We start from the raw sequence: 21,798 nt of genomic DNA, 5'->3' as shown, positions 1-21,798 counted from the left end.
GAGAGGCTCCTTTTCAGTGTGACCTTCTTAACACAACAGGCTCCCCGCACCCGTCCCGCCGACAGGCCAGTAGTCCCGCGCGCGCAGGCTCGGTCTGCCCGCCCCGACGGGCCCCGGCCTCACCCGCGGGCGAGACCGATGAGCCGGTCGAGGACCCGGTAGCCGTCGGCGCGCAGACCGTTGTGTTCGTACTCGTTCGTCACCCACGGCTGCACCCCGGAGAGATGCTCGGCTGTGGCCAGCGAATACTCCACCGGCACGTAGGCGTCTTCGAAGTACACTGCCGCCGCACCACGCACCGAGGCAGCCTGCAGAGCGTCGACGTCGTAGAGACCGGGCCACTGACGTGCGGCGACGAGGTCGGCCACCTCGGCGAAGGGCGCAAGCTCCGGATCCTCATGCAGCGACTCCGGCCCGGCATGCTCGCCGGCCAGCAGAGTCGGATCATTGACCACGGCATCGGGCATCGCCCGCCTGGCCGCCCAGTTCGTCACCGTGCCGTCGGCCCAGCAGGATTCGTGGACGACGACATAGAGCGGATTGCGCCCTGAGAACGGCAGAGACGCGGCAAGGTCATGCCGGAATGCCCCCGAAGAGAAGTCAAGGTCGAGCAGATAATGCAGCTTCTCCGGACCATCCGAGGCGCCGAGGAAGTGCCCGAGCAGACGGATCCGCTCCGGCGTCGCCCGCGCTCCCCCGGGCAGGGTGAGACCGTCACCGACAGACGCAAGGTCGACGAGGCGCCGCATCTTCTCACGGTCGCCGGGAAACGCTGCGTAATACTGCTCGGACTTGCGGATCATGCCCTCCCACGTGCGTCCGTAGACGGTCGCCGGGTCGAGGCCGATCGCGGGCAGACCGCCGGTGAAGTACACCTCGTGAAGGGCATTCGAATGCGCGGAGATGTAGCGCAGAGTCGTGAAGCCGCCGAAGGACTGCCCCAGCAGGGACCAGGTGTCCGCGCCGAGCTGGCGGCGCAGGATCTCCGCGTCCTCGACGATCGAATCGGCACGGAAGAAGGACAGCGCCTCGGCGATCGCAGCCGGGTCGTCCCCTACCGTCTCCAGTCCGGTGATGGCCCCATCAACAGAGCCGATCGGATTCGATCTTCCGGTGCCACGCTGGTCGAGCATGACGACCTGGAATTCCTCGAGGGCACGCTTCACCCAGCCGCCGGGACCGCCGACGATGCCCGGGCGCGGGGCTTCCACGCCGGGCCCGCCCTGCAGGTACACGAGGTAGGGCTTCTGACTGTCCGCCTCGGTGGCGATGATCCGGGCGAACACGTCGATCGTGTCCGGCAGATCCAGCTTCCCCGAGGCGGCTGACGCGGCTCCCTCCCCCGCCGAGGCGGCATCCCCCGACCGTCTGAAATGGTCGAAGGGCACGGAGACCGTCACGTCACGGAAGTGCAGTCCCCCACGGGTCCAGTTCTTCTGCTCGACCATGGTCACAGCTGCGCCGCGAGTGCCTTGAGGCGCTTCAGCGAGGAGTCCTTGCCGAGGATCTCCATCGACTCGAACAGCGGTGGTGAGACCTTGCGGCCGGACACGGCCACACGCAGGGGTCCGTAGGCCAGGCGCGGTTTGATCTCCATCTCGGTCACGAGCTTCGCCGACAGCACCTCTTCGAGCTTCGCCGTCGTCCAGTCGTCGAGCCCTTCGAGGACCTCGATGGAGGCGGCGAGCACCTCGGGGGCGGAGTCCTTGAGCGTCTTCAGTCCGTCTTCGGCCATGACGAGGTCGTCATCGGAGGTGAAGAGGAACGCGAGCAGGTCGGGAGCTTCTCCGAGCAGCTTCATGCGGGTCTGCACGAGCGGAGCCGCCTCGTCGAGGATCTGCAGCTGAGCCTCCGTCGGGGACGCCGGGAGCACCTCGGCGGCCTGGAGGTAGGGCACCAGACGGTCACGGAAGTCATCCGGATCGAGGAGGCGGATGTGGTCGGCGTTGATGGCGGTGGCCTTCTTCACGTCGAAGCGGGCCGGGTTGGGCAGGACATCGTGGATGTCGAATGCCTCGGTGAATTCCTTGACGCTGAACACATCGCGGTCGGGTCCGATGGACCATCCGAGCAGGGCGAGGTAGTTGATGAGTCCCTCGGGGATGAATCCGTTCTCGCGGTGGAGGAACAGGTTCGATTCGGGGTCGCGCTTCGACAGCTTCTTGTTGCCTTCGCCCATGACGTAGGGCAGGTGACCGAACTCGGGAGTCGCCTCGGCGATGCCGATGGCCTTGAGATGTTCGTAGAGAGCGATCTGACGCGGGGTCGAGGACAGGATGTCCTCGCCGCGGAGCACATGGGTGATGCCCATGAGCGCGTCGTCGACGGGGTTGACCAGGGTGTACAGCGGCTGGCCATTGGCACGGACGACGACGAAGTCGGGCACGGTTCCGGCCTTGAATGTGATGTCGCCGCGCACGAGGTCGGTGAAGGTGATGTCCTCATCGGGCATGCGCACGCGCCACACCGGTTCGCGGCCCTCGGCGCGGAAGGCAGCTTTCTGCTCGTCGGTGAGGTCGCGGTCGTACCCGTCATAGCCGAGCTTCGGATCACGGCCCGCGGCCTTGTGCCGGGCTTCGACTTCCTCGTTGGTCGAGTAGGACTCGTAGATGTGGCCGCCGGCCTTGAGCTTCTCGATGACGTCGGCGTAGATCTCGCCGCGCTGCGACTGGCGGTAGGGTCCGTTGTCGCCGCCGACCTCGATGCCTTCATCCCAGTCCAGGCCCAGCCATTTGAGGGCTTCGACGACCTGGCCGAAGCTCTCCTCGGAGTCACGTGCCGCGTCGGTGTCTTCGATGCGGAAGACGAGCTTGCCGCCGGTGTGCTTGGCGTAGGCCCAATTGAACAGGGCTGTGCGGACCATGCCGACGTGCGGGGTGCCGGTGGGTGATGGGCAGAAACGAACTTTGACGCTCACGATTGTCCTTTGCGTGATCTTCTCGGGTGTGAGTCTGTGGTGTGCGCGGTGGCGCGGGTGGTGTGGGTCGGAAGGTCCGGGACGCAACCCCGCCGAGGCGGCGGTGGGTTCAGGCGTCCATGACCGGGTTCGACAGGACGCCGAGTCCTTCGATGGCGATGTCGACGCGGTTGCCGGACACGATCTGGCCGACCCCCTCCGGGGTTCCGGTGAGGATGACGTCGCCGGGCAGCAGGGTGATCGTCTCCGACAGGTGTTCGATGATGGTCGGGATATCGAAGATGAAGTCGGCGGTGGTGCCGTCCTGCTTGAGATCCCCGTCGACCCAGGACCGGATGCCGAGGTCGTCGACGTCGAGTTCGGTTTCGATCCAGGGACCCAGCGGGGCCGAGGTGTCGAAGCCCTTCGCCCGCGTCCACTGCTTGTCGGACTTCTGGAGGTCGCGCAGGGTGACGTCGTTGCTCGCGGTGTAGCCGAGGACGCAGTCGTTGGCGTTCTCCGCCTTCACACCCTTGGCCACACGGCCGATGACGACGGCGAGTTCGGCCTCATAGGAGACGTATTCGCTGATCGCGGGCAGGCGGATGGGGTCGCCGGGGCCGATGACCGCGGTGTTCGGCTTGAAGAAGGTCACTGGGGTCACGGGAACCTCGTTGCCGAGTTCTGCTGCGTGTGCGGCGAAGTTGCGGCCCACGCCGATCACCTTCGAACGCGGCAGGATGGGACTGACCAGACGCACGTCGTCGATCTTCAGCCTCTCGCCTGTCGATTGGGCCGGAGAGAAGAAGGGGTCCGAGTCGAGAACAGCGAGTTCGAGTCCCGACGTGTCCCAGCTTCCGTCGGTGATCGGCGGCACTTCACCCTCGACGACTCCGTATTTGGGTTCGTCCTGATGTACAAATCTGGCGATACGCATGTGTCACAGTCTAGTCAGTGCCTGGTGCCCTCCGCGCCTCGGTGCTCATCGATCCGCGATCGGGTCTCCGCAGACCCCCCGCTGTGTCCCGTGTGCGGGCCGGGCCGCCCTGCTGAGAGACTGGTGGCATGCCCGATCCGCACCTCCCGCACACCTTCGATCTCGCCCGCATTGGGGCCGGCCTGCCTGCCGCCGCGCTCATCGATGAGTTGGGCCTCGCCGAGGCGACCCCCGCCCCGAGATTAGTCGTGGAGGCTCCTCCCGGAACCGGTAAGACCACCGTGGTGCCGCCGATGATCGCTGAGCACCTGACTGGTCCGGGCCGCATCATCGTCACCCAGCCCCGGCGGATGGCGGCCCGCGCCGCGGCCAGGCGGCTCGCGTCGTTGACGGGGACCCGCCTCGGCGAGGTGGTGGGGTTCACCGTCCGCGGTGAATCGCGGACCTCGCGGGCGACACGGATCGAATTCGTCACCACGGGTGTGCTTCTGTCCCGGCTGCTGCACGATCCGGAACTGACCGGTATCGACGGGGTCATTCTCGACGAGGTGCATGAGCGGCAGCTGGATACGGATCTCGCGTTCGCGATGTGCCGGGAATTGGCTGATCTGCGTGAGGATCTGTCCGTGGTCGTCATGTCGGCGACCTTGGATGCGCAGCTGTGGGCCGCGCGTCTCGGTGACGGACCGCAGGCACCGGCGACGCTGCTGTCGGTGTCCGCCGATCCTCATCCCTTGGAGATACGATGGGCACCGGCGAAGGAGCGGCCCCTTGACTCGCGGGGTGTGACCTGGGATTTCCTTGATCATCTGGCGGCGACGACGGTGCGTGCGCTGACTGAGACCGGTGAGGGCGACGTCCTCGTCTTCGCTCCCGGTGCACGCGAAGTCGACGAGGTGGCCTCCCGCGTGCGGCGCCGTGTGGAATCAGATGGCGGTGCGGGAGCCAGTGGTGGACCGGTCGGCGCTGGTGATTCGGGTACCGGTGACACGATCGAGGTGCACACTCTCACGGGGCGGACCCCCGCGAAGGAGCAGGACGCGATCCTGCGCCCACGCACCGACCAGGGACGGAACCGTCGCGTCATCGTCTCAACGTCGGTGGCGGAGTCGGCGCTGACGATCGACGGAGTGCGCATCGTCGTCGACTCCGGGCTCTCCCGGGGACCACGGCTGGATACGAGGCGGCGCATGTCCGGGCTGGTCACGATGCGGGAGTCGAAGGCTTCGGGAACACAGCGTTCCGGTCGTGCCGCCCGGCAGGGGCCGGGTGTTGCGTATCGGTGCATGTCAGAGGCGGATTGGGCGAGCCTGCCCGAGCACACTCCTCCCGAAATTGCGACCTCCGATCTCACCTCCGCAGTGCTCGCGCTCGCCGTGTGGGGCGGCGACGAGACCCTCTTGCCCGATCCGCTGCCGGCCGGACCGAAACGGCAGGCGGTCGACAACCTGGTCGCCTTGGGAGCCGTGGAGATCTCGGCGGCGGCAATGGACGGTGCAGGAGGCGGGCGCTCCGCCGATGGGCGCCAAACCGGTGAGCGCCCCGACGCTGCCGAGATCCCGATATCAGCACTGCACGTCACGCAGACAGGTCGAGCGATCGCGGCGGTTCCCGCCTCGGTGTGGTCGGCACGTGGTCTCCTCGACGGGGCCGCCCTGCTCTCACCCGCGCGAGCGGCAGAAGCGGTCGCCGTCATCGAATCCGATCAGAGGGCTCCCGGCGCCGATCTCTCCGCGCTGCTGCGGCAGCTGCGACACCGCAAGGACACCCGCTTCGCCCAGGACTGCAAACGGTTCGCGTCGATCGCACGCGAATTCGCCTCGGACGGCGATGGTGGCGACACGGGAGACGACGGAGGGAACGGCGGAATCGCCGACCGAGGCGAGCTCACCCGCGGTTCCGGCACAGCGCTGACTCCCGAGGACCTCGGGCTCGTCACGGCGCTGTCCTATCCCCTGCAGATCGCGCGGCTGCGCAGCGCCTCCGATTCCGAATACCTGCTCGCCTCAGGCACGGCGGCGAGCCTGCCCCGAGACTCCTCGCTCCAGGGCAGCCCGTGGATGGCCATCGCCGAGGTGGGCCTGGCCGGATCGCGGGCGATCATCCGATCTGCCGTGCCCATCGACGTCGACACGGCGGAACTCGCCGGAGCCGGGCTGCTGCACACGGAGGAGGCGGCGACGTTCGAGTCCGGGAAGGTCCGTGCGGTTCGGCGCAGCCGCCTCGGCGGAATCGAACTGACCTCCACCCCGATCCAGGCCGGTCGCGAACTCGCTCGCCGTGCCATCGCCGAATCGGTGCGCGAACGAGGAGCCCGCGAAGTTCTGCGTCCTTCCGAGGCAGTCGAATCGCTGCGCGCCCGACTGGGACTGCTCCGCGCGATCTACGGGGACCCGTGGCCGGAAGTGACGTGGGAGCACCTCTCTGACACGCTCGATCAGTGGTGTCCTGATGCGCTCGATCGCATCGCGAAGGGCTCCGATCCTGCCCGCGTGGACCTCGTCTCCGCGCTGCGCGGTCTGCTGCCGTGGCCGGAGGCGGCCCGGCTCGACGAGCTTGTGCCGACCCATATCGAGGTGCCCAGCGGATCACACATCCGCCTCGAGTATCCGGACCCCGAGCGCGCCGAGCTCCCGAGCCCGATCCTCGCGGTCAAACTCCAGGAGTGCTTCGGATGGACCGACGTGCCTCGCATCTGTGACGGCCGGGTGGCGGTCACCATGCATCTGCTCTCCCCCGCCCGGCGGCCCCTGGCGGTCACCAGTGATCTCGCGTCGTTCTGGGCGAATGCGTATGCCCATGTCAGGGCCGAGAACCGGGGCCGTTACCCGAAGCATCCGTGGCCGGAGGATCCACTCACCGCACCGGCGGCGAAGGGCACGAAGCGCTCGGGTCGCTGAGCTGGAGCCCGACTCGACCGTCTGGGACAATGGTGCGGTGACTTCCGCACTCTCGACCACGACCCCCGACCCAACCAGGGCGGCGACCGAGCGTGCCGACGCATCGTCGGGCCGCCTCGGTGATGGTGTCGTTCCTGCCGAGATCTGGCGCGAGCTGCGTGACGAGCACGAGCATCGGATCGTCGAGCGCACCGATGCGCATATCGGGCGGCGGATGCGACAGGAGACCCACCCGGTTGAGGACTTCCTCTTCACCTACTACCCGTTCAAGGTCGGGCAGCTGAAGAAGTGGCACCCCGGTCCGGGTGTGCGCATCGCGCTTGAGACGGCCGAAGATCGTCGGTATTTCGACCGTCGGTGGTATCGCATCGACGATGCGCAGAATTTCGCCGAGGTGGACCTCGAGTCCTGGCGCACCGACCGTGGAGACGGGGCGAAGTTCATCGCCTCGCTGCTGTCGTCGACATTGGGTCGGGAAGCGAACTTCGGGTGCTTCGGCATCCACGAATGGGCGATGGTCTACCGTCTCAGCGACGAGCATCGACGCCATCAGCAGGTGCCGCTGCGACTGAGCCCCGCCGAGACCGATGCGGTGGTCGAAGGCCACCGCATCCAGTGTTCGCATCATGATGCGTTCCGTTTCTTCACCGAACCTGCCCGGCCGCTCAACACCCTGCAGCCGGACCGCGAGGGCATGGTCGCCAACGAGCAGCCCGGGTGTCTGCACGCGGGGATGGATCTGTACAAATGGGCGATGAAGATCTCGCCGATCGCTGATTCGGATCTCGTCGTCGACTGCTTCGACCTCGCGCTCGACATCCGCACCCTGGACATGGAGGCCTCCCCCTATGACCTGCGTGGTTGGGGCTACGGAGTCGTCGCCATCGAGACCGCTGCGGGCAAGGCCGAGTACATGGAGCGGCAGAAGGATTTCTCCGGCAGGGCGCAGGCGCTGCGGGCTCGGCTGCTCGATGCTTTGGCGGTCGCGGGAGTTCATCCGCGCTGAGTCGCCTGGGGGCTGCGGTGGCTAGCCGCTGCGACTGCGCCGGGCCCGCTGTGCTGACTAGTCGCTGCGGCCGCGCCGTTTCGTGGACGTCTTCGCGGTCGCGGCACCGGCGAGCCTATGATCGGCGGTATGCGTGCCATCTTCTTCGATCAGTTCTCTGTCCGTCCCAATCTCACGGACATTCCCGCCCCGACCGCACCTGGTGCGGGAGTCGTCATCGACGTCGAAGCCACCGGGGTGTGCCGCAGCGACCATCACGCGTGGGCCGGCCACGAATCGACGATCACCCTGCCCCACGTACCCGGGCATGAGCTGGTCGGGAGGGTCGCCTCGGCGGGTGTGGGCGTACAGGACTTCCGTGTCGGCCAGCGTGTGACCGTTCCTTTTGTGTGCGGGTGCGGGAGTTGCCGGTGGTGCGTTTCCGGCAATGCGCAGGTGTGCCCCGATCAGACCCAGCCGGGGTTCACGCATTTCGGGTCGTGGGCGGATCAGGTCGACATCCACAATGCCGATGCCAACCTCGTGGCCGTGCCTGAGGATGTGCCGGCCGCGGCCGTCGTCGGACTCGGGTGTCGATTCGCCACGGCCTTCCATGGTCTGGGAGTGCGGGCTCGGCTTGCCGCGGACGAGACGGTCGCCGTCTTCGGCTGTGGCGGGGTGGGACTGTCGACGATCATGATCGCCCGGGCTCTCGGTGCGAGGGTTGTCGCCATCGACGTCAGCGATGCGGCCTTGGAATCCGCCCGTGAGTTCGGTGCCGCACGGACCGTCAACGCTCGCGGTCTCAGTCCCGAGGAGCTGAGCGCCGAGGTGGTCGCGCAGTTCGCGTCGACCGACCCCGACGGGGTGGACGTGACCGTCGATGCCCTGGGCAGGGAGGACACGATCCGGGCGGCGATCGGTGCTCTGGCGCCCTTGGGTCGGCATGTGCAGATCGGGCTGCTGTCTGCCGAGCCGGTCGTCGATCTGCCGCGGGTGATCGCTCTCGAACTCAGTGTGCTCGGCTCGCACGGAATGGCTGCGGCCGAGTACCCAGAGCTCGTCGATCTTGTCGTTCAGGGACGGCTGCGACCGCAGGACCTTGTCAGCACTGTCATCGGCCTCGACGAGGCTCCCGCGGCGATGGAGGCGATGGGGTCACCCTCTGCCTCGGCGGGGATGACGATCATCGACCTGGCCAGGTAAGTCGGCCGGTGGGTCGGCGGCAATTACGGCAATGCCTCATTCCTCGCCGAGTGACTCCCGCATGCTCGCGGCCAGGGTTCCGATGAGTTCCGGATTCCCGCGGACGCCGGGGTCGAACGGCAGATGCAGGCGGTCCTTGTCCTTGTCCCGGTAGCGCGGAATGACGTGCATATGGAAGTGGAAGACCGTCTGCCACGCCTCGGCACCACAGCAGTTGAGGAGATTGACGCCATCGGCTCCCCACGCGTCGAACGCGTGCTTGGCAATGCGCTGGGATTCGAGCGCCACCGCAGACAGATCCTCGGCGGGGACGTCCCGCAGGTCCGTGCTGTGGCGTTTCGGCACGACGAGCAGATGCCCGTCCGACCCGGGTTGGATGTCCATGAACGCGAAGGTCGACTCGGTCTCGGCGATCGGCGCACTCGGTGCGTCACCCGCGACGATCTGGCAGAAGATGCAGTCGCTGCTCATCAGTTCCGATTCCTCCCCTGCTGTCAGTTGATTGTCCTGTCGGTGCTGGATCGGGTCCCTCAGATCGTGTTGGCAAGCCCTCAGACCATGATGGCGAGGACGACGTTCGTGTCCTGACCGTCCCAGCGGCCCAGCAGCAGACCGGCGTCCGACTTCTCCGCCGGAGACTCGGGCGACAGGCGGTAGAGGATCTCGACGTCACCGGCACCCGGCAGAGGTCCCGTCCCGAAGGCGTGGGCCACCTCGGTGATCTCTTCTCCCCGATTGCCCTCCTCGTCGACGCGGTACTGCTTCGCTGCGGTCGACGCGGTGGCGATGGTGTGGTCGAGGCGCTGCCGGAACAGCGGGTCGCCCATGCCGGCGTAGACCCACCGCTTGCCGAGCACCGAATGCTCCATATTGGCCATGAATGCTTCGTCGGCGCCTTCGAGCGGTTCTCCGCGGTAGGTCAGCGGCACCTGCAGCAGCTGGTCGCCGCTCTTCACGATGTGGATCTCGATGCCCACTTCGCCGGCGGGGTCGTCGAAGCGATACGCGGTGACGGCCTCGAGCGGGTTCGCCGCGGGGTCGAGCTCGGAGGCCCAGTCCTGCTTGGCTACCCAGTCGGTGACGACGTCGAGCTTGCCGGGATTGAGCTGAGCTGCGTAGATATCTGCCATGACGGTTCCTCCTGAAATCTGTCTGACGTCGGCGTCAGGTGTGGCTGGGCGTGTCAGGCGTCTGTAGGTGTGAGGCGCTCGGAGGTCTCCGGACGCTTCGCGACAGGCCTTGCGTGGTCTCAGGCTTTGCGCGTGCCGGGGATCCATTCTCCGTCGACGACTTCGTAGTCAGCGAAGACAGCCGGAGCCTCTTCGCGCATGGCCTCACCGATCTTGTTGAAGATCAGGCGGATCTCCTCTTCAGCGCCCTTTGCAGTGCGCATTTCAATGACGTGGCGCAGCGAGCGCAGGTTCGCGGTGTAGACGATGCCGGTGGCCAGGCCCTCGGGGGCGAAGCGGCGCATGAACGAGGTCATGTGCTTCTTGTGGGAGAACTTCGTGCCCTCCTCGTCAAGCTCGAAATGTTCGGCCATCCACTGCTGGTGCTCCTCGAGGGTGTCGAGGACCTTGAGGCTGCGTTCCATGAGTTCGGGATCTTCGCGGGCCCACTCGGGGAACCAGAACGGGATGTCGGTGAGCCGGACGTAGCGCAGCGATTCCTGCGAGAACGCCGATCCCGCGCGATGGCGGATCAGTTCGTGGGTGAGCACGCGCGAGACGTTGTGGAGGACGAAGGTGAAGTTCGCGTGTTCGAGCACGGACCCGTGCTGGGACTTCACGACGTTGCCGAGGTACTGCGCGGAATCGGTGCGCACCCGCGAGACGTTCGGGTTGAGTCCCGGCTCCCACGAGCGATAGCACATGCGCCCGGAGAACTCGAGGAGATCCTCGGCGTCGGGAGATTCCGCATCTTCGACCCGGTCCGCCCAGGAGGTTCCGCCCACCTCGTCGAGGTAAGTCCTCATCGCTTCCCAATCGATATTGGGCTTAGCGAGCAGTTCAACGGACGGTTCGACCTGGCGCATGGCTCTCCTAGTGAAGGGGACGTGATTGATTCCCAATCCTACAGACAGCCCGGCTGGTTGCGGCGACCGGTCCGCACCGAAATTCTCCTTGCCTCAACCGTGTTAGCTGACAGGTGCGACGGGGCGGTGTTCGTCGAGGTTGTGCAGGCGACCGCCCGTATCAACGACGAGCGCCCGCGCCCCTGTGGACTCCACCATCACCGAGGTGGCCGCACCGTCGACGTACACGACCGCGGCATGATCATCGATGGCGATTCCGGGGCCGGGAAGTCGGCCCTGTGCGATCCATTCCCGGAAGGATTCCTTCCGTCCGGGTTCTCCATGAAAGTGCGGGCAGGCACTCCCTTGCAGGAATCCGAGCCCGTCGTTCAGCGGTGCCAGCGGACCGAACGAATCGGTCGAGGATGCTTCGAACCAGCAGTTCGCACCGGCGCTGATGCCGGCGAGGATCGTTCCTCCGGCGGCTGCTTCTCTCATCCGTTGGTCGACGCCATGCCTCCGCCAGAGGCTGAGCAGGTTCGCCGTGGAGCCGCCGCCGACGTAGATGAGGTCCATGTCGAGCAGCATCGCCGGATCTTGGTAGTCCCACGGACTCTGCCCGAACAGAGAGAGGACATGGGTTCGTGCGCGCGCCTCGAATGCCGCTTCGAACCGCTCGATGTAGTCGCGGCTGTCGCCGGATGCCGTCGGGACGAAGCAGACGTTCGGGAGTCCAACAGAGGCGCCGAAGCCACTCTGAGCACCGGCCTCGTCCTCAGCGCCGCCGCGGATCCGTCTGGCGGCCATGCGCACCAGCTCGTCGTCAATGGCCGATTCCCCGGTCTCGGACATCGAGAATCCACCACCGCCGAGGGCCACGATCGTGCCCCGGAAAGCGGTGGATTCAGAGGTGCTCACGGCACTCGGTGCGTCCACTTCTCGGTCGCGAACTTCTCATCGACGAGTTCCTGGGCCCGCTTGATCTCCTCCTCGGTGTAGGTGCCGTAAGTGGCTCCATAGCGGGTGGCGAAGGTGTCCGCCATGACATCGATGATGTCCTTGCGTGCCTCACCGGTCTGACTCCGCAGCGGGTCGACGCGTTTCTTCGCGCTCGCTACTCCCTTGTCGGAGATCTTCGCTTCACCGATGCGCAGAACTTCGACCATCTTGTCCGCGTCGATGTCGTAGCTCATCGTCGCGTGGTGGAGCAGTGTGCCGTCGCGATTGCGCTTCTGTGCGGCACCGCCGATCTTGCCTCCGGTCGAGGAGATGTCGTTGATCGGCTTGTAGAACGCCTCCACGCCGAGAGTCTTGAGAGCCGCGAGCACCCACTGGTCGAGGAACACATACGACTCCTCATAGTCGAGGCCGGCGACGAGGGCAGGCGGGACGAACATCGAATAGGTGATGCAGTTGCCGCCCTCCATGAACATCGCACCTCCGCCCGAGATGCGGCGCACGACCTGGACGTCGTACTTCTCCACGCCTTCGGGCCGCAGCTCGTTGACGTAGGACTGGAAGGCCCCGATGACGGTGGCTGTGTCCTCCCATTCCCAGAACCGCAGGGTCGGCTGCCTGCGACCTGCTGCGACTTCCTCGAGCAGGACCTGATCGAGCGCCACATTGAGCTGAGTGGGGAGCACCTCGCCGCGGATGACCTGCCAGTCGAAGTCAGTGAAGTTCGCCGCTGATCCCAATGCCCGACGCACGACGGTGGCGATATCGGCGGTGGAGAAGCCGTGCATCGCCAGTTCCGAACCGTATCCGGCCAGAGCCGCGTCGAGGCGGCCGCGCAGCGCCGCATTATCGGCAGTGACGCTGGCGCCGACGAGGGCCGGTGCCAGGTCGAAATAGGCTTCCTCGGGTTCGAGGAAGAAGTCCCCGGAGATCTTCACCTCGGTGATGGTCTGACCGTCGGTGGTGACATCGGCGACGACGAGTTTGCCGCCGATGACCTTGTATTCGCCGTGGAAGTGCTGCGTCTCGTTCGTCATGTCTCCCAACCTACTCCCCTGTCAGTGCGTTCCACATGAACCGGTAGCTCAGCGCCCGGGTGAACGCGGTCTGCTCATTGTCCGAAGCGGCGGAATGTCCGCCTTCGGTGTCTTCGAAGAACCACACGTTCTCGATTCCGTGTGCCTGCATCCGGGCGGCCATCTTTCGTGCCTGCACCGGCCCAACCCGATCATCCGACGTGGCCGTCCAGAACAGCACCGGCGGATAGTCCTGACCGTCCTCAAGGAGGTGGTAGGGAGAGAACTCTCTGATGAACGCCCAGTCCTCGGCCACGTCCGGGTCTCCGTACTCGGCCTTCCATGAATAGCCGGCGCTGAGCTTCGTGTATCGGGCCATGTCCAGCAGCGGAACGCCGCAGGACACAGCACCGAAGAGCTCGGGATACTGGGTGAGCATATTGCCCACCAGCAGGCCCCCGTTGGATCCGCCGGCGCAGGCGAGCGTCTTCGGGCTCGTCACTCCGCGGGCGATGAGATCGCGTGCCACGGCCGAGTGGTCCTCATAGCAGCGCATGCGGTTCCCCCGCATCGCCGAGGTGTGCCACTCGGGTCCGTATTCGCCTCCGCCGCGGATGTTCGCGAGGACATAGACGCCTCGGCGACCTGCCGGGAGGGTGTTGCCGGTGGTGCTGCGGCTGAGCCAGCCGATGCCGACGACGGGTGAGTATCCGGGAGTGCGGCTGACTTCGAAGCCGCCGTAGCCGTCGAGCAGGGTGGGATTCTCTCCGTCGAGCGCGAGGTCGTCGGCTCCGATCTGGAAGTACGGGATCTTCGTCCCGTCGGCGCTGGTGGCGAAGTGCTGCTCGACGCTCAGCCCTTCGGCATCGAACATCGCCGGGGCTGACTTGATCACCTCGATGGTGGACTCGTTCGTTCCCGCAGCTTCGTCGGAGGGGCCCACGGTGCCGTACGACAATGTCGAGGGCGTGAGGAAGCCGGTGCTGACCACCCAGAAGTCGTTGGCGGTGGCCGGGTCGTACTTGTCGACCGCGCCGAGGCCGACCATATGGTTGGCCGGAACTCCGGTCAGGCCGGATTCGGCGAAGCCGTTGTTCAGGTCGAGGACCGTGAGCTTCGACTGCACGTCGGCGAGCAGCTCGAGCACTAGGTAGTCCCGGGTGAAGGTGAAGGACTGCAGGGAGGTGTGGGCGTCGGGGGTGAAGATCACGCGCGGAGCGATCTCGCCTGCCTTGACTGCATCGATATCGGCGATGGCGAGGCCGCCGGCGGCCACCTCCGCAGTGGTGGACGTCCACGTCGACTGGGGTCGGAAGAGTACGAGGTCGCGCTCGAAGCCAACCTCGACGTCGGTGGGGACGTCGACCCTGTTAAGCGCGTCGGCCCATGCCGTCGGTTCGACCGACAGCGAACCGTCTGCGCTCGTGATGTCGGCGAGGTCGAGGAAGCTCATCGTCGAGTTGAAGAAGTCGATGGCGTCGATGATGACGGCGCGGTCGGTGGCCTCGGTGTCGGGGCGGATGTCGCTGCCGACGAAGATCGCCACATGGTCGCGCGGCACTTCGGCGACGATCGGGGCGTCGTCGAGGCTCTGACCACGGCGGAGCGCTCGGGCTTGGCGTGGGTAGGACGAGGTCGTCAGTGAGTCGGCGTCGGTTTCGGTGGCGACGAGCACGGTGTCGTCGTCGAGCCAGGCCAACCGTGTTTTGGCGGCGGGGATGTCGAAGCCGCCGTCGACGAAGGCGAGGTCGTCGAGGTCGAACTCGCGGACTCGGTGCGAGTCGCCTCCGTCCGGGGACAGGAGGACGAGTGCGCGGCGGTTGTCGCTGCGGCGCACCATCGCTCCTGACCAGACCCAGGCGGTGTCTTCCTCTGCGGCCAGTTCGTCGAGGTCGAGCAGCACTTCCCAGTCGGGGGTGGCCGTGCGGTAGCTGTCCCAGGAGGTGCGTCGCCACAGGCCCTTCGGGTTCGTCTTGTCCCGCCAGAAGTTATAGAAGTGGTCCCCGCGTTTGGTGACCATCGGGATGCGGTCGTCGGAGTCCAGTGCGGTGCGCAGATCATCGGAGATGTCGTCGAAGAGGCCGTCGTGGAAGCGCTCGAGGGTCTTCGCGTTCTGGTCCTTCACCCAGGCGATCTGCTCGTCGCCGTAGATGTCTTCGAGCCAGATGTTTTCGTCGTCGGGCAGTTCGGCGTTCACCGTCGAGGCCGTCTTTGAGGAGTCTTCTTCACGCATGACTCCATCCTAGTGACCGTCGCTGACTCAGCCGCTCGGTGCCGCTGACGAGGAACTGTTCTGACGAGGATTTCTCACCGCGGGCTGCGGAACATGGCCAAGCCGGGGTGCCCGTTGGGTGCTCCGGGCCCGTGGCCGAGTTCGGTCGAAGCCTCGCCAGGGCGGCGCTGCAGTTCGAATGCCCACGGATATTTCGGTTCTTCCCATTTCCAATCGTGGCCGTAGGCGAACGAGCTCAGCCGCCCGTCGGGCTGGGTCCGCGTCAATGTCATGAGGACCTGTCCGTTGCGGACGGAGACTTCTTAGACGTCGGCGAACACCGCCGCGAACCTCGGGTCCTCGTTCAGCGGCGGCTCGGCGGCAGCGGCCCCATAGACTGCTTCGACCTCGCTGCGGGGCGGGAGGACTCCGGTGATTCCCGGCCCCGAGGGCATGCCCTGCCACAACGGACCCATTCCCGTCGGCATCCCCCACACGATTTCGACCGCGGGAACGTCTGCTCGGCCGGAGGGCGCGATGTGGTCAGCGGGCGACGGCTGCCCGTTGAGGTCGTTCATGACTATCACCATAGTCCCGTGATGGAGCGGGCAGTTGAACTTTCGGTGACCACTTGTCATCGCTTCGGCAGACTCGGTTCACAGCCTGCCTCGGTGTTTGAGGATTGCGGCGCAGAGGAGTTCTTCCGTGGGACTCATCGGGCGTTCGTCAGCGTCGAAGATATCGATTCCGATGGTGGACCCGCCGACTTCGACGGTTGCCGGCTGCGAGGTCCGGCGAACGTACCGCCATTGGATCAGCACCGAAAACGCGTGTTCGCCTTCGTCTGGTGAAGCACCGTCACGGTCGCTCGGGGGAACGGCACGAGCTCTGTCGCCCGACGTCGCGGCACGGGTTCCATCGCCCGGCGGCACGGCACGGGTTCCATCACCCGGCGGCACGGCACGGGTTCCGTCACCCGGCGGCACGGCACGGGTTCCGTCACCGGGCGGCGCCGTCGCCTCCGCTGCTTGAGCGGGCCCGCGTCCCGTTTCGGGACCATAGTCTCGTCCCGGCTCGGGGCCGTGTTGTCGACCGGGAAGTTGTTGCCGTTCCCGATCCTGATCAGGAGGATCCTGTTCGCCGGGCCCATGCCTCGCACCGAATCCCTCGTCCTGACCAGAGGCGCGTCCGGGATCGGGGCCGCTGAGTGGTCTGGTGCGGGTTTTGTAGTGGTGACCGGTCGGTGTGACGACCTCCAGGGCGTCGGCAGTTGCCTTGTGGCGCCAACCGCTGAGTTCTTTGAGATAGTTGCAGGCCGCGCACAGTCCAGAGGCGTTGTCCCAATCGGTTTCGCCGCCGCCGGCAGCCGCGTCGGCATGATCGGCGTGCTGGATGGGTGCCTCACACCAGGGCGAGCGGCAGACGTCGTCGCGGAAGATGACCATGCGTCGAAGCAGCCCGGAGAATTCCCTGCGGCGCGAGTCCATCCTCACGAGCTGCCCGTCTTCGGGTCGTGTGTAGAGCCTGCGGATGAAGGTGGCGGCCTCGTTTTCGGCAACGACGGCCCTGGCGGCTTGTGCCGGGATCGGGCCGACTCCGGGGAACCACGCCGATTCTTCCCCAGGCCCGAACAGACTGCTGTCCTGCATGATGAGGTGGACTTCGGTGGGCACTGCCGCAGCAGCAGCCTGCCCGGTCAGTCGCTCGACCAAGAGGTCGGCAGCGATCTGATTCTGACCACGGCCATCGGCGTTGCCTGCGGCGATGGCAGTCTGCGCCGACTTCTTGAGGTTGGCGAATGCGGCGACAGCCTGCGACCTCGGCAGCAGAGCGGTCAGGTACGCCATATTTCCCGGTGCCGGACGCACGCTGACCGAGCGCTCTTCGATACAGCGCTCGAGGTGGTCGACCGCAGCCTGCTGATCGAGCCTCTGTGCGAGCGCCCTCACTTCGCTGCCCAGTCGCCTGACACCCACCTCGGCTAGCCGTCCGGCCATCCGCTCGTCGAGCTCGTGCTTCTTCTCCGGGGGAAGCCAGTCGGATTCCTTTGCGACCGTGCGGGCCTTCTCCTCCGAGATGTCGCCACCCTTCATCGCCCTGTAGACATTGGGCAGATCCAAGAGCAGGGTCCGAGAGAATTTGAGCAGCGCGTTGCCACGGTGCCGGGAGACCTTTCTGGCCAAGCCGATCTCCGAACCGACCCCGAGACCCTGCTTCTTGCCCGGTATCCCGTCTTCGGCTTCCCGATTCCTGCGGTGCATATCGAACGTCAGGGATTCGCGGGCCTGCGCGGCGGCGCAGGCGGAGGTCAGCTCCTCGAGAGCCGTGATGCGATCGATCGCCTCTTCCTCGGTCGCGGCAGGAGGCATTTCGGACAGGCTCTCACACCACCGAGCGATCTCGGTGAGCACGTCTGGAACCTGCTTTGCTTCCATGTCCAGAACACTATCGTTCGCCACTGACACGAGAGTTCACCTGGGCATCTGTCCAGCTCGGACACCCGTGGAGGCAAATCGGGCGCTGACCTCAGTGAGGCGGGGACAGTGGCCCTTTCGACTGAATGATCCGTTACTCCTTTGGCCGGATCAGCCCGACTCCCGCGGCTGCCTCAGCTCAGTTCTTCGCCGGTCGTCTCTCGGGCGAGGAAGCCCATGAGCAGCACGGCGGCGACCACAAGCGCGCCGGTGAGGACGAACGTCAGCGTCAGTCCGAGCACGGGCCACATGAACGCACCGAAGACGATCGGGGCGATTCCTGTCGCCAGTCGAGACGCAGCCGACGCCCAACCGAAACCGGATCCGCGCAGGCGGGTGGGATAGAGCTCGGAGACGTAGGTGTAGAGCGTCGGGATGGCGATCTGGATGACGAAGCCGAACCCGATGATTGCGGCCTTCGCGGTCCAGGTGAGATCGGCGCCAGAGGCTTCGATGAACACTGCCGCCCCGGCGAGCAGCACTGCCGCGATGATCGCCGAGACCCCGAGCACCCACTTGCGACCGAATCGTTCGACGATGAGCGCGGAGACGATCACGCCGAGGATGCCCACCGCGGTCATCGACCCGGTGACGAGGAATGCCGCCTGATCGGCCAGCCCCTGCTTCTTGAGGATCCCCGGCAGCCATGTCAGCGCCGCATAGTAGACAAGAAGGACGGAGACGAACAGCGACCAGGCGACGAGAGTCGTTCTCGCGGAATGCTGCCACAGCTGCACCAGCTGACCACTGGCCGCACGCAGCTGCCCCCTGACCTTGGGCTCTGCACTCGACGGCGTCGCAGCAGTCCCTCCGACCGGCTCGTGTGTCCACTCACGCACGTCGGCGCCGGTGCGCTCGACCAGTCGCTTGATGATCGCATCGGCCTCTGCGTAGCGTCCGACCGAAGCCAGATAGAGAGGTGATTCCGGAATCCCGAAACGCACCGCCACCGTCAACAGAGCCGGCACGATCATGACGAGCATGATCAGGCGCCAGTCCCCGAAACCGAGGAGATAAGCCGACACGAACGCACAGAGCGAGGCGCCGATCGGCCACCAGCCGTCCATAGCCGTGAGCACGCGTCCGCGGCGACGGCTGGGAGTGAACTCCCCGACGAGGGCGTAGTCGACGGGGATACATCCGCCGAGCCCGAATCCCGCAAGGAAGCGGAAGAGGATGAACCACCCATATGCGGGTGCGAAGGCTCCGGCGACGGTGAAGATCGAGAACACGAGGAGCGTGAGAGTGAAGGCCTTCTTCCGACCGATGACGTCGGCGATGCCGCCCCAGATGAAGGCACCAAGTGCCATGCCGATGAGGTTGGCGGTCGCGATCCAGGCGGCCTGGCCGACGGTGAGACTCCAATAGTCGCTGAGCAGCGGAATGAGGAATCCGTTGAGGGCGACGTCCCATGCGTCGAACATGAAACCGAGCCCGCCGATGATGAAGATGGCACCTTGAGTGCGCCACTTCCATGGCAGGTGAGCGATGACTTCGGAGGCTGTCGGTACTGACGCCGAGGTGGTCGTGTGCACGAAGACACAGTACCCCATTTAACGCACGACTGAGTAAAATAGCTGCCGACCGGTCACCCCGTAATCAACGGCTCCGCAACGGCAGACGGACAGACACAAAGGGCCGGACTCCGCGATCATCGCGACGCCCGGCCCTCCAGAGCCCCGACCCTCAGGCCAGGCGCACGAGCCAGTTGTTCTTGTCCTCGACGCGTCCGTACTGGATGCCGAGCAGCGTCTTGCGCAGCTCCATGGTCTTCTCACCGGCCTCTTCACCATGGTCGATGGTGAAGTCTTCGCTGACGAGCTTGCTGATCGGCGTGATGACCGCGGCGGTGCCGCAGGCGAACGCCTCGACGATCTCGCCGCTGGCCGCGCCCTCGCGCCACTCCTCGATGGAGATCTGACGCTCTTCGGCCTCGAGCCCGAGCTGAGGAGCCAGTTCAAGCAGCGAACGGCGGGTGACGCCGTCGAGGATCGAATCGCTCAGCGCCGGGGTGAGCAGCTTGCCGCTCTTCGTCACGAGCATGAGATTCATGCCGCCGAGCTCGTCGATGTACTTGTTCTCCACCGAGTCGGTGAACAGCACCTGCTGGCAGCCCTTGGCGGCCGCCTCGTTGGTCGCCACCAGCGACGATGCATAGTTGCCGCCGCACTTGGCGAATCCGGTGCCGCCCGCGCCGGCGCGCTTGAGCTTCGGCGAGAGCCAGATCGACACCGGTTCGATGCCGCCGGAGAAGTATGGTCCGGCCGGTGAGGCGATGACGTAGTAGTCGACCTCGTGGCTGGCCCGCACGCCGAGGAACCGCTCCGTGGCGATCATGAACGGGCGCAGGTAGAGACTCGACTCGTCGGCGTCCGACTCCGGCGTCGGAACCCAGGCCTGATCGAGGCTGACCAGGTGCTTGAGCGAGTCGATGAAGTCCTCTTCGGACAGCTGCGGCAGCGCGAGACGCTCGGCGGACTTGTTGATGCGCGCGGCATTGCGCTCGGGTCGGAACGTCCATACCGATCCGTCGGCATGACGGTAGGCCTTGAGCCCCTCGAAGATCTCCTGGGCGTAGTGGAGGACGGCGGCTGCCGGGTCGAGCAGCAGCGGACCATACGGCCGGACCTCGTGTCCCTGCCAACCGTCACCGATCGTATAGCGGATGTGCGCCATGTGGTCGGTGAAGTACTGGCCGAAGCCGGGGTCCTTCTTGATGTTCTCGCGCACCAGCTCGGGTTGCGGCTGGAGGTTCTTAAGAACGGTGAAATCTGTCATGAAAACTCTTTTCTCACTTGTGATGAGTGACACTTCCAGGGTAGTCCACCACCCCGGCGCTCGTCGCACCGGGGTGATGTCGTCAAACCTGAAATCGGGAGTCGCTCGGTTGGGTTCATCCTCGCAGAGGTGACACCATGGTTGCCCATCCGCCCCCTCGCAGAGGTGACCCCGTGGTCACCCACTCGCCCCTTCGCCGAGGCGGTCGATCCGGTCAGCCGAGGCGTGCCGCGATCGCGTCTCCCACCTCGGCGGTGGACCGCTTCGTTCCGTCGCGCTCAGCGAGGTCGGCCTCCACGGCCGTCTCGATCGCCTTGGCCACGGTCTCGAGTCCCAGGTGGGAAGCCATGAGCGCCCCCGAGAGGATCGAGGCGGTCGGGTCGGCGATCTGCTGCCCGGCGATGTCCGGAGCGGATCCGTGGATCGGTTCGAACAGGCTCGGCGCCGTTCCTTCGACATTGAGGTTCCCCGAGGCGGCCAGACCGATTCCGCCGGTGACCGCGGCTGCGAGGTCGGTGAGGATGTCACCGAAGAGGTTGTCTGTGACGATGACGTCGTAGCGCTCGGGATTCGTGACCATGTAGATCGTGCACGCATCGGTGTGCTCGTAGTTGACGGCCACCTCGGGGAATTCCTGCCCGACCTTCTCGACCACCCGACGCCACAGGTGACCGGCGTGGACCATGACATTGTGCTTGTGCACGTAGGTGAGCTTCTTGTTCCGCGCCTGAGCGCGGGCGAAGGCATCGCGGACGGCGCGCTCGACGCCGTACCAGGTGTTGACCGAGACCTCGGTCGCGACTTCCTGTGGCGTGTCCGTGCGCACGGAACCGCCGGATCCGGTGTACGAACCCTCGGTGCCCTCGCGGACGACGACGAAGTCGATCTTCCCGGGCTCGGCCAGCGGGCTGGTGACTCCGGCGAACAGCTTCGAGGGACGCAGGTTCACAGCATGCCCCAGTCCGAAGCGCATCTTGAGGATGACCCCGCGCTCGAGCACGCCGGAGGGCACGGACGGATCTCCGCAGGCGCCGAAGAAGATGGCATCATGTTTACGCAGCGATTCGAGCTCTTCGTCGGTGAGCGTCTCACCTGTCTCGTGATAGCGCTGAGCACCGACCTTGTAATCGGTGAGCTCGAGCTCGACGGGCTCGCCGGACACCTCGATGGCGCGCTTGAGGACTTTGAGGCCTTCGGGGACGACCTCGTTGCCGATTCCATCTCCGGGCATGACTGCGATTGAGAACTTCATGCTCACAGAATAAGACTCAATCTCACGATACAACTACAGCGTCTTACAATGTGAACCGTCGTCTGCGCCGTCGCAGAGGGCGGAGATGCAGCGACGTCGGCGCAACAGCGGCGCGAACACATCGGACGAAGACCGCCGCACCCGCCGCTGCCCCGCGCTTCGTGTGCCGAC

18 protein-coding genes are annotated in these 21,798 nt (G+C 65.8%); 3 read left to right on the top strand and 15 right to left on the bottom strand.

Features of this window, described 5'->3' with window-relative positions; all coding sequences use genetic code 11:
• Positions 1 to 119 precede the first annotated feature (119 nt).
• The 3 genes from BI49514_RS04225 to BI49514_RS04215 form a co-directional block, all read right to left on the bottom strand.
• Positions 120 to 1,448, bottom strand: coding sequence for an alpha/beta fold hydrolase (locus BI49514_RS04225; RefSeq protein WP_101544558.1), 1,329 nt, complete (start codon positions 1,446 to 1,448; stop codon positions 120 to 122).
• 2 nt (positions 1,449 to 1,450) lie between these two features.
• Positions 1,451 to 2,917, bottom strand: coding sequence for a glutamate--tRNA ligase (gltX, locus tag BI49514_RS04220; RefSeq protein WP_101544557.1), 1,467 nt, complete (start codon positions 2,915 to 2,917; stop codon positions 1,451 to 1,453).
• Positions 2,918 to 3,026: 109 nt separating this feature from the next.
• A complete protein-coding gene (locus BI49514_RS04215; protein WP_101544555.1) occupies positions 3,027 to 3,833 on the bottom strand; it encodes a fumarylacetoacetate hydrolase family protein in 807 nt (268 codons plus the stop codon).
• A 128-nt stretch (positions 3,834 to 3,961) separates the two neighbouring features.
• On the opposite strand from BI49514_RS04215, the gene BI49514_RS04210 reads away from it, so the two are divergent.
• The 3 genes from BI49514_RS04210 to BI49514_RS04200 all read left to right on the top strand — a co-directional run bounded on the left by BI49514_RS04210 (position 3,962) and on the right by BI49514_RS04200 (position 8,924).
• A complete protein-coding gene (locus tag BI49514_RS04210; protein WP_101544554.1) occupies positions 3,962 to 6,733 on the top strand; it encodes an ATP-dependent RNA helicase in 2,772 nt (923 codons plus the stop codon).
• A 37-nt stretch (positions 6,734 to 6,770) separates the two neighbouring features.
• Positions 6,771 to 7,739, top strand: a complete 969-nt coding sequence (locus BI49514_RS04205) for a 3-methyladenine DNA glycosylase (protein WP_338063761.1) — start codon at positions 6,771 to 6,773, stop codon at positions 7,737 to 7,739.
• A 129-nt stretch (positions 7,740 to 7,868) separates the two neighbouring features.
• Positions 7,869 to 8,924, top strand: coding sequence for a zinc-binding dehydrogenase (locus BI49514_RS04200; RefSeq protein ID WP_101544688.1), 1,056 nt, complete (start codon positions 7,869 to 7,871; stop codon positions 8,922 to 8,924).
• 36 nt (positions 8,925 to 8,960) lie between these two features.
• Here the strand turns inward: BI49514_RS04200 and BI49514_RS04195 are convergent, their stop codons facing one another.
• The 12 genes from BI49514_RS04195 to BI49514_RS04145 form a co-directional block, all read right to left on the bottom strand.
• Complete coding sequence (locus tag BI49514_RS04195; protein WP_101544552.1) at positions 8,961 to 9,395, bottom strand: HIT family protein; 435 nt, start codon at positions 9,393 to 9,395, stop codon at positions 8,961 to 8,963.
• A gap of 80 nt (positions 9,396 to 9,475) precedes the next feature.
• Positions 9,476 to 10,054 (bottom strand): maltokinase N-terminal cap-like domain-containing protein, encoded by a 579-nt coding sequence (locus tag BI49514_RS04190; protein WP_101544550.1) that lies wholly within the window; start codon positions 10,052 to 10,054, stop codon positions 9,476 to 9,478.
• A 119-nt stretch (positions 10,055 to 10,173) separates the two neighbouring features.
• Entirely contained in the window at positions 10,174 to 10,959 is a 786-nt protein-coding gene (gene thyX / locus BI49514_RS04185; RefSeq protein ID WP_101544549.1) for an FAD-dependent thymidylate synthase, read from the bottom strand.
• Between the two features lie 102 nt (positions 10,960 to 11,061).
• Entirely contained in the window at positions 11,062 to 11,856 is a 795-nt protein-coding gene (locus tag BI49514_RS04180; RefSeq protein ID WP_244195151.1) for a Type 1 glutamine amidotransferase-like domain-containing protein, read from the bottom strand.
• On the bottom strand, positions 11,853 to 12,932 hold the full coding sequence (locus BI49514_RS04175; RefSeq protein ID WP_101544547.1) for a lipoate-protein ligase small subunit: 1,080 nt from the start codon (positions 12,930 to 12,932) through the stop codon (positions 11,853 to 11,855). Before BI49514_RS04175 ends, BI49514_RS04180 begins: the two co-directional genes overlap by 4 nt.
• 10 nt (positions 12,933 to 12,942) lie before the next feature.
• Positions 12,943 to 15,144, bottom strand: a complete 2,202-nt coding sequence (locus tag BI49514_RS04170) for a prolyl oligopeptidase family serine peptidase (RefSeq protein ID WP_101544546.1) — start codon at positions 15,142 to 15,144, stop codon at positions 12,943 to 12,945.
• A 74-nt stretch (positions 15,145 to 15,218) separates the two neighbouring features.
• On the bottom strand, positions 15,219 to 15,416 hold the full coding sequence (locus BI49514_RS16865; protein ID WP_244195152.1) for a hypothetical protein: 198 nt from the start codon (positions 15,414 to 15,416) through the stop codon (positions 15,219 to 15,221).
• A gap of 30 nt (positions 15,417 to 15,446) precedes the next feature.
• Complete coding sequence (locus BI49514_RS16860; protein WP_244195153.1) at positions 15,447 to 15,701, bottom strand: hypothetical protein; 255 nt, start codon at positions 15,699 to 15,701, stop codon at positions 15,447 to 15,449.
• A 78-nt stretch (positions 15,702 to 15,779) separates the two neighbouring features.
• Positions 15,780 to 17,558: a DUF222 domain-containing protein gene (locus BI49514_RS04160; RefSeq protein ID WP_208634985.1), complete on the bottom strand. Its 1,779-nt coding sequence runs from the start codon at positions 17,556 to 17,558 to the stop codon at positions 15,780 to 15,782.
• A gap of 173 nt (positions 17,559 to 17,731) precedes the next feature.
• Positions 17,732 to 19,150, bottom strand: a complete 1,419-nt coding sequence (locus BI49514_RS04155; RefSeq protein WP_167443962.1) for an MFS transporter — start codon at positions 19,148 to 19,150, stop codon at positions 17,732 to 17,734.
• Between the two features lie 133 nt (positions 19,151 to 19,283).
• Entirely contained in the window at positions 19,284 to 20,375 is a 1,092-nt protein-coding gene (locus BI49514_RS04150; protein ID WP_101544544.1) for a branched-chain amino acid aminotransferase, read from the bottom strand.
• A gap of 214 nt (positions 20,376 to 20,589) precedes the next feature.
• Positions 20,590 to 21,627 carry a 3-isopropylmalate dehydrogenase gene (locus tag BI49514_RS04145; protein WP_101544543.1) on the bottom strand — a complete coding sequence of 346 codons (1,038 nt, stop codon included), beginning with the start codon at positions 21,625 to 21,627 and terminating at the stop codon, positions 20,590 to 20,592.
• Positions 21,628 to 21,798 lie beyond the last annotated feature (171 nt).

Origin of the sequence: Brevibacterium iodinum ATCC 49514 (assembly GCF_900169265.1) — a bacterium.
Lineage (GTDB): Bacteria > Actinomycetota > Actinomycetes > Actinomycetales > Brevibacteriaceae > Brevibacterium > Brevibacterium iodinum.
Note: the sequence above shows the minus strand (reverse complement) of the source record. Positions and strands in the feature narration are given on the sequence as shown.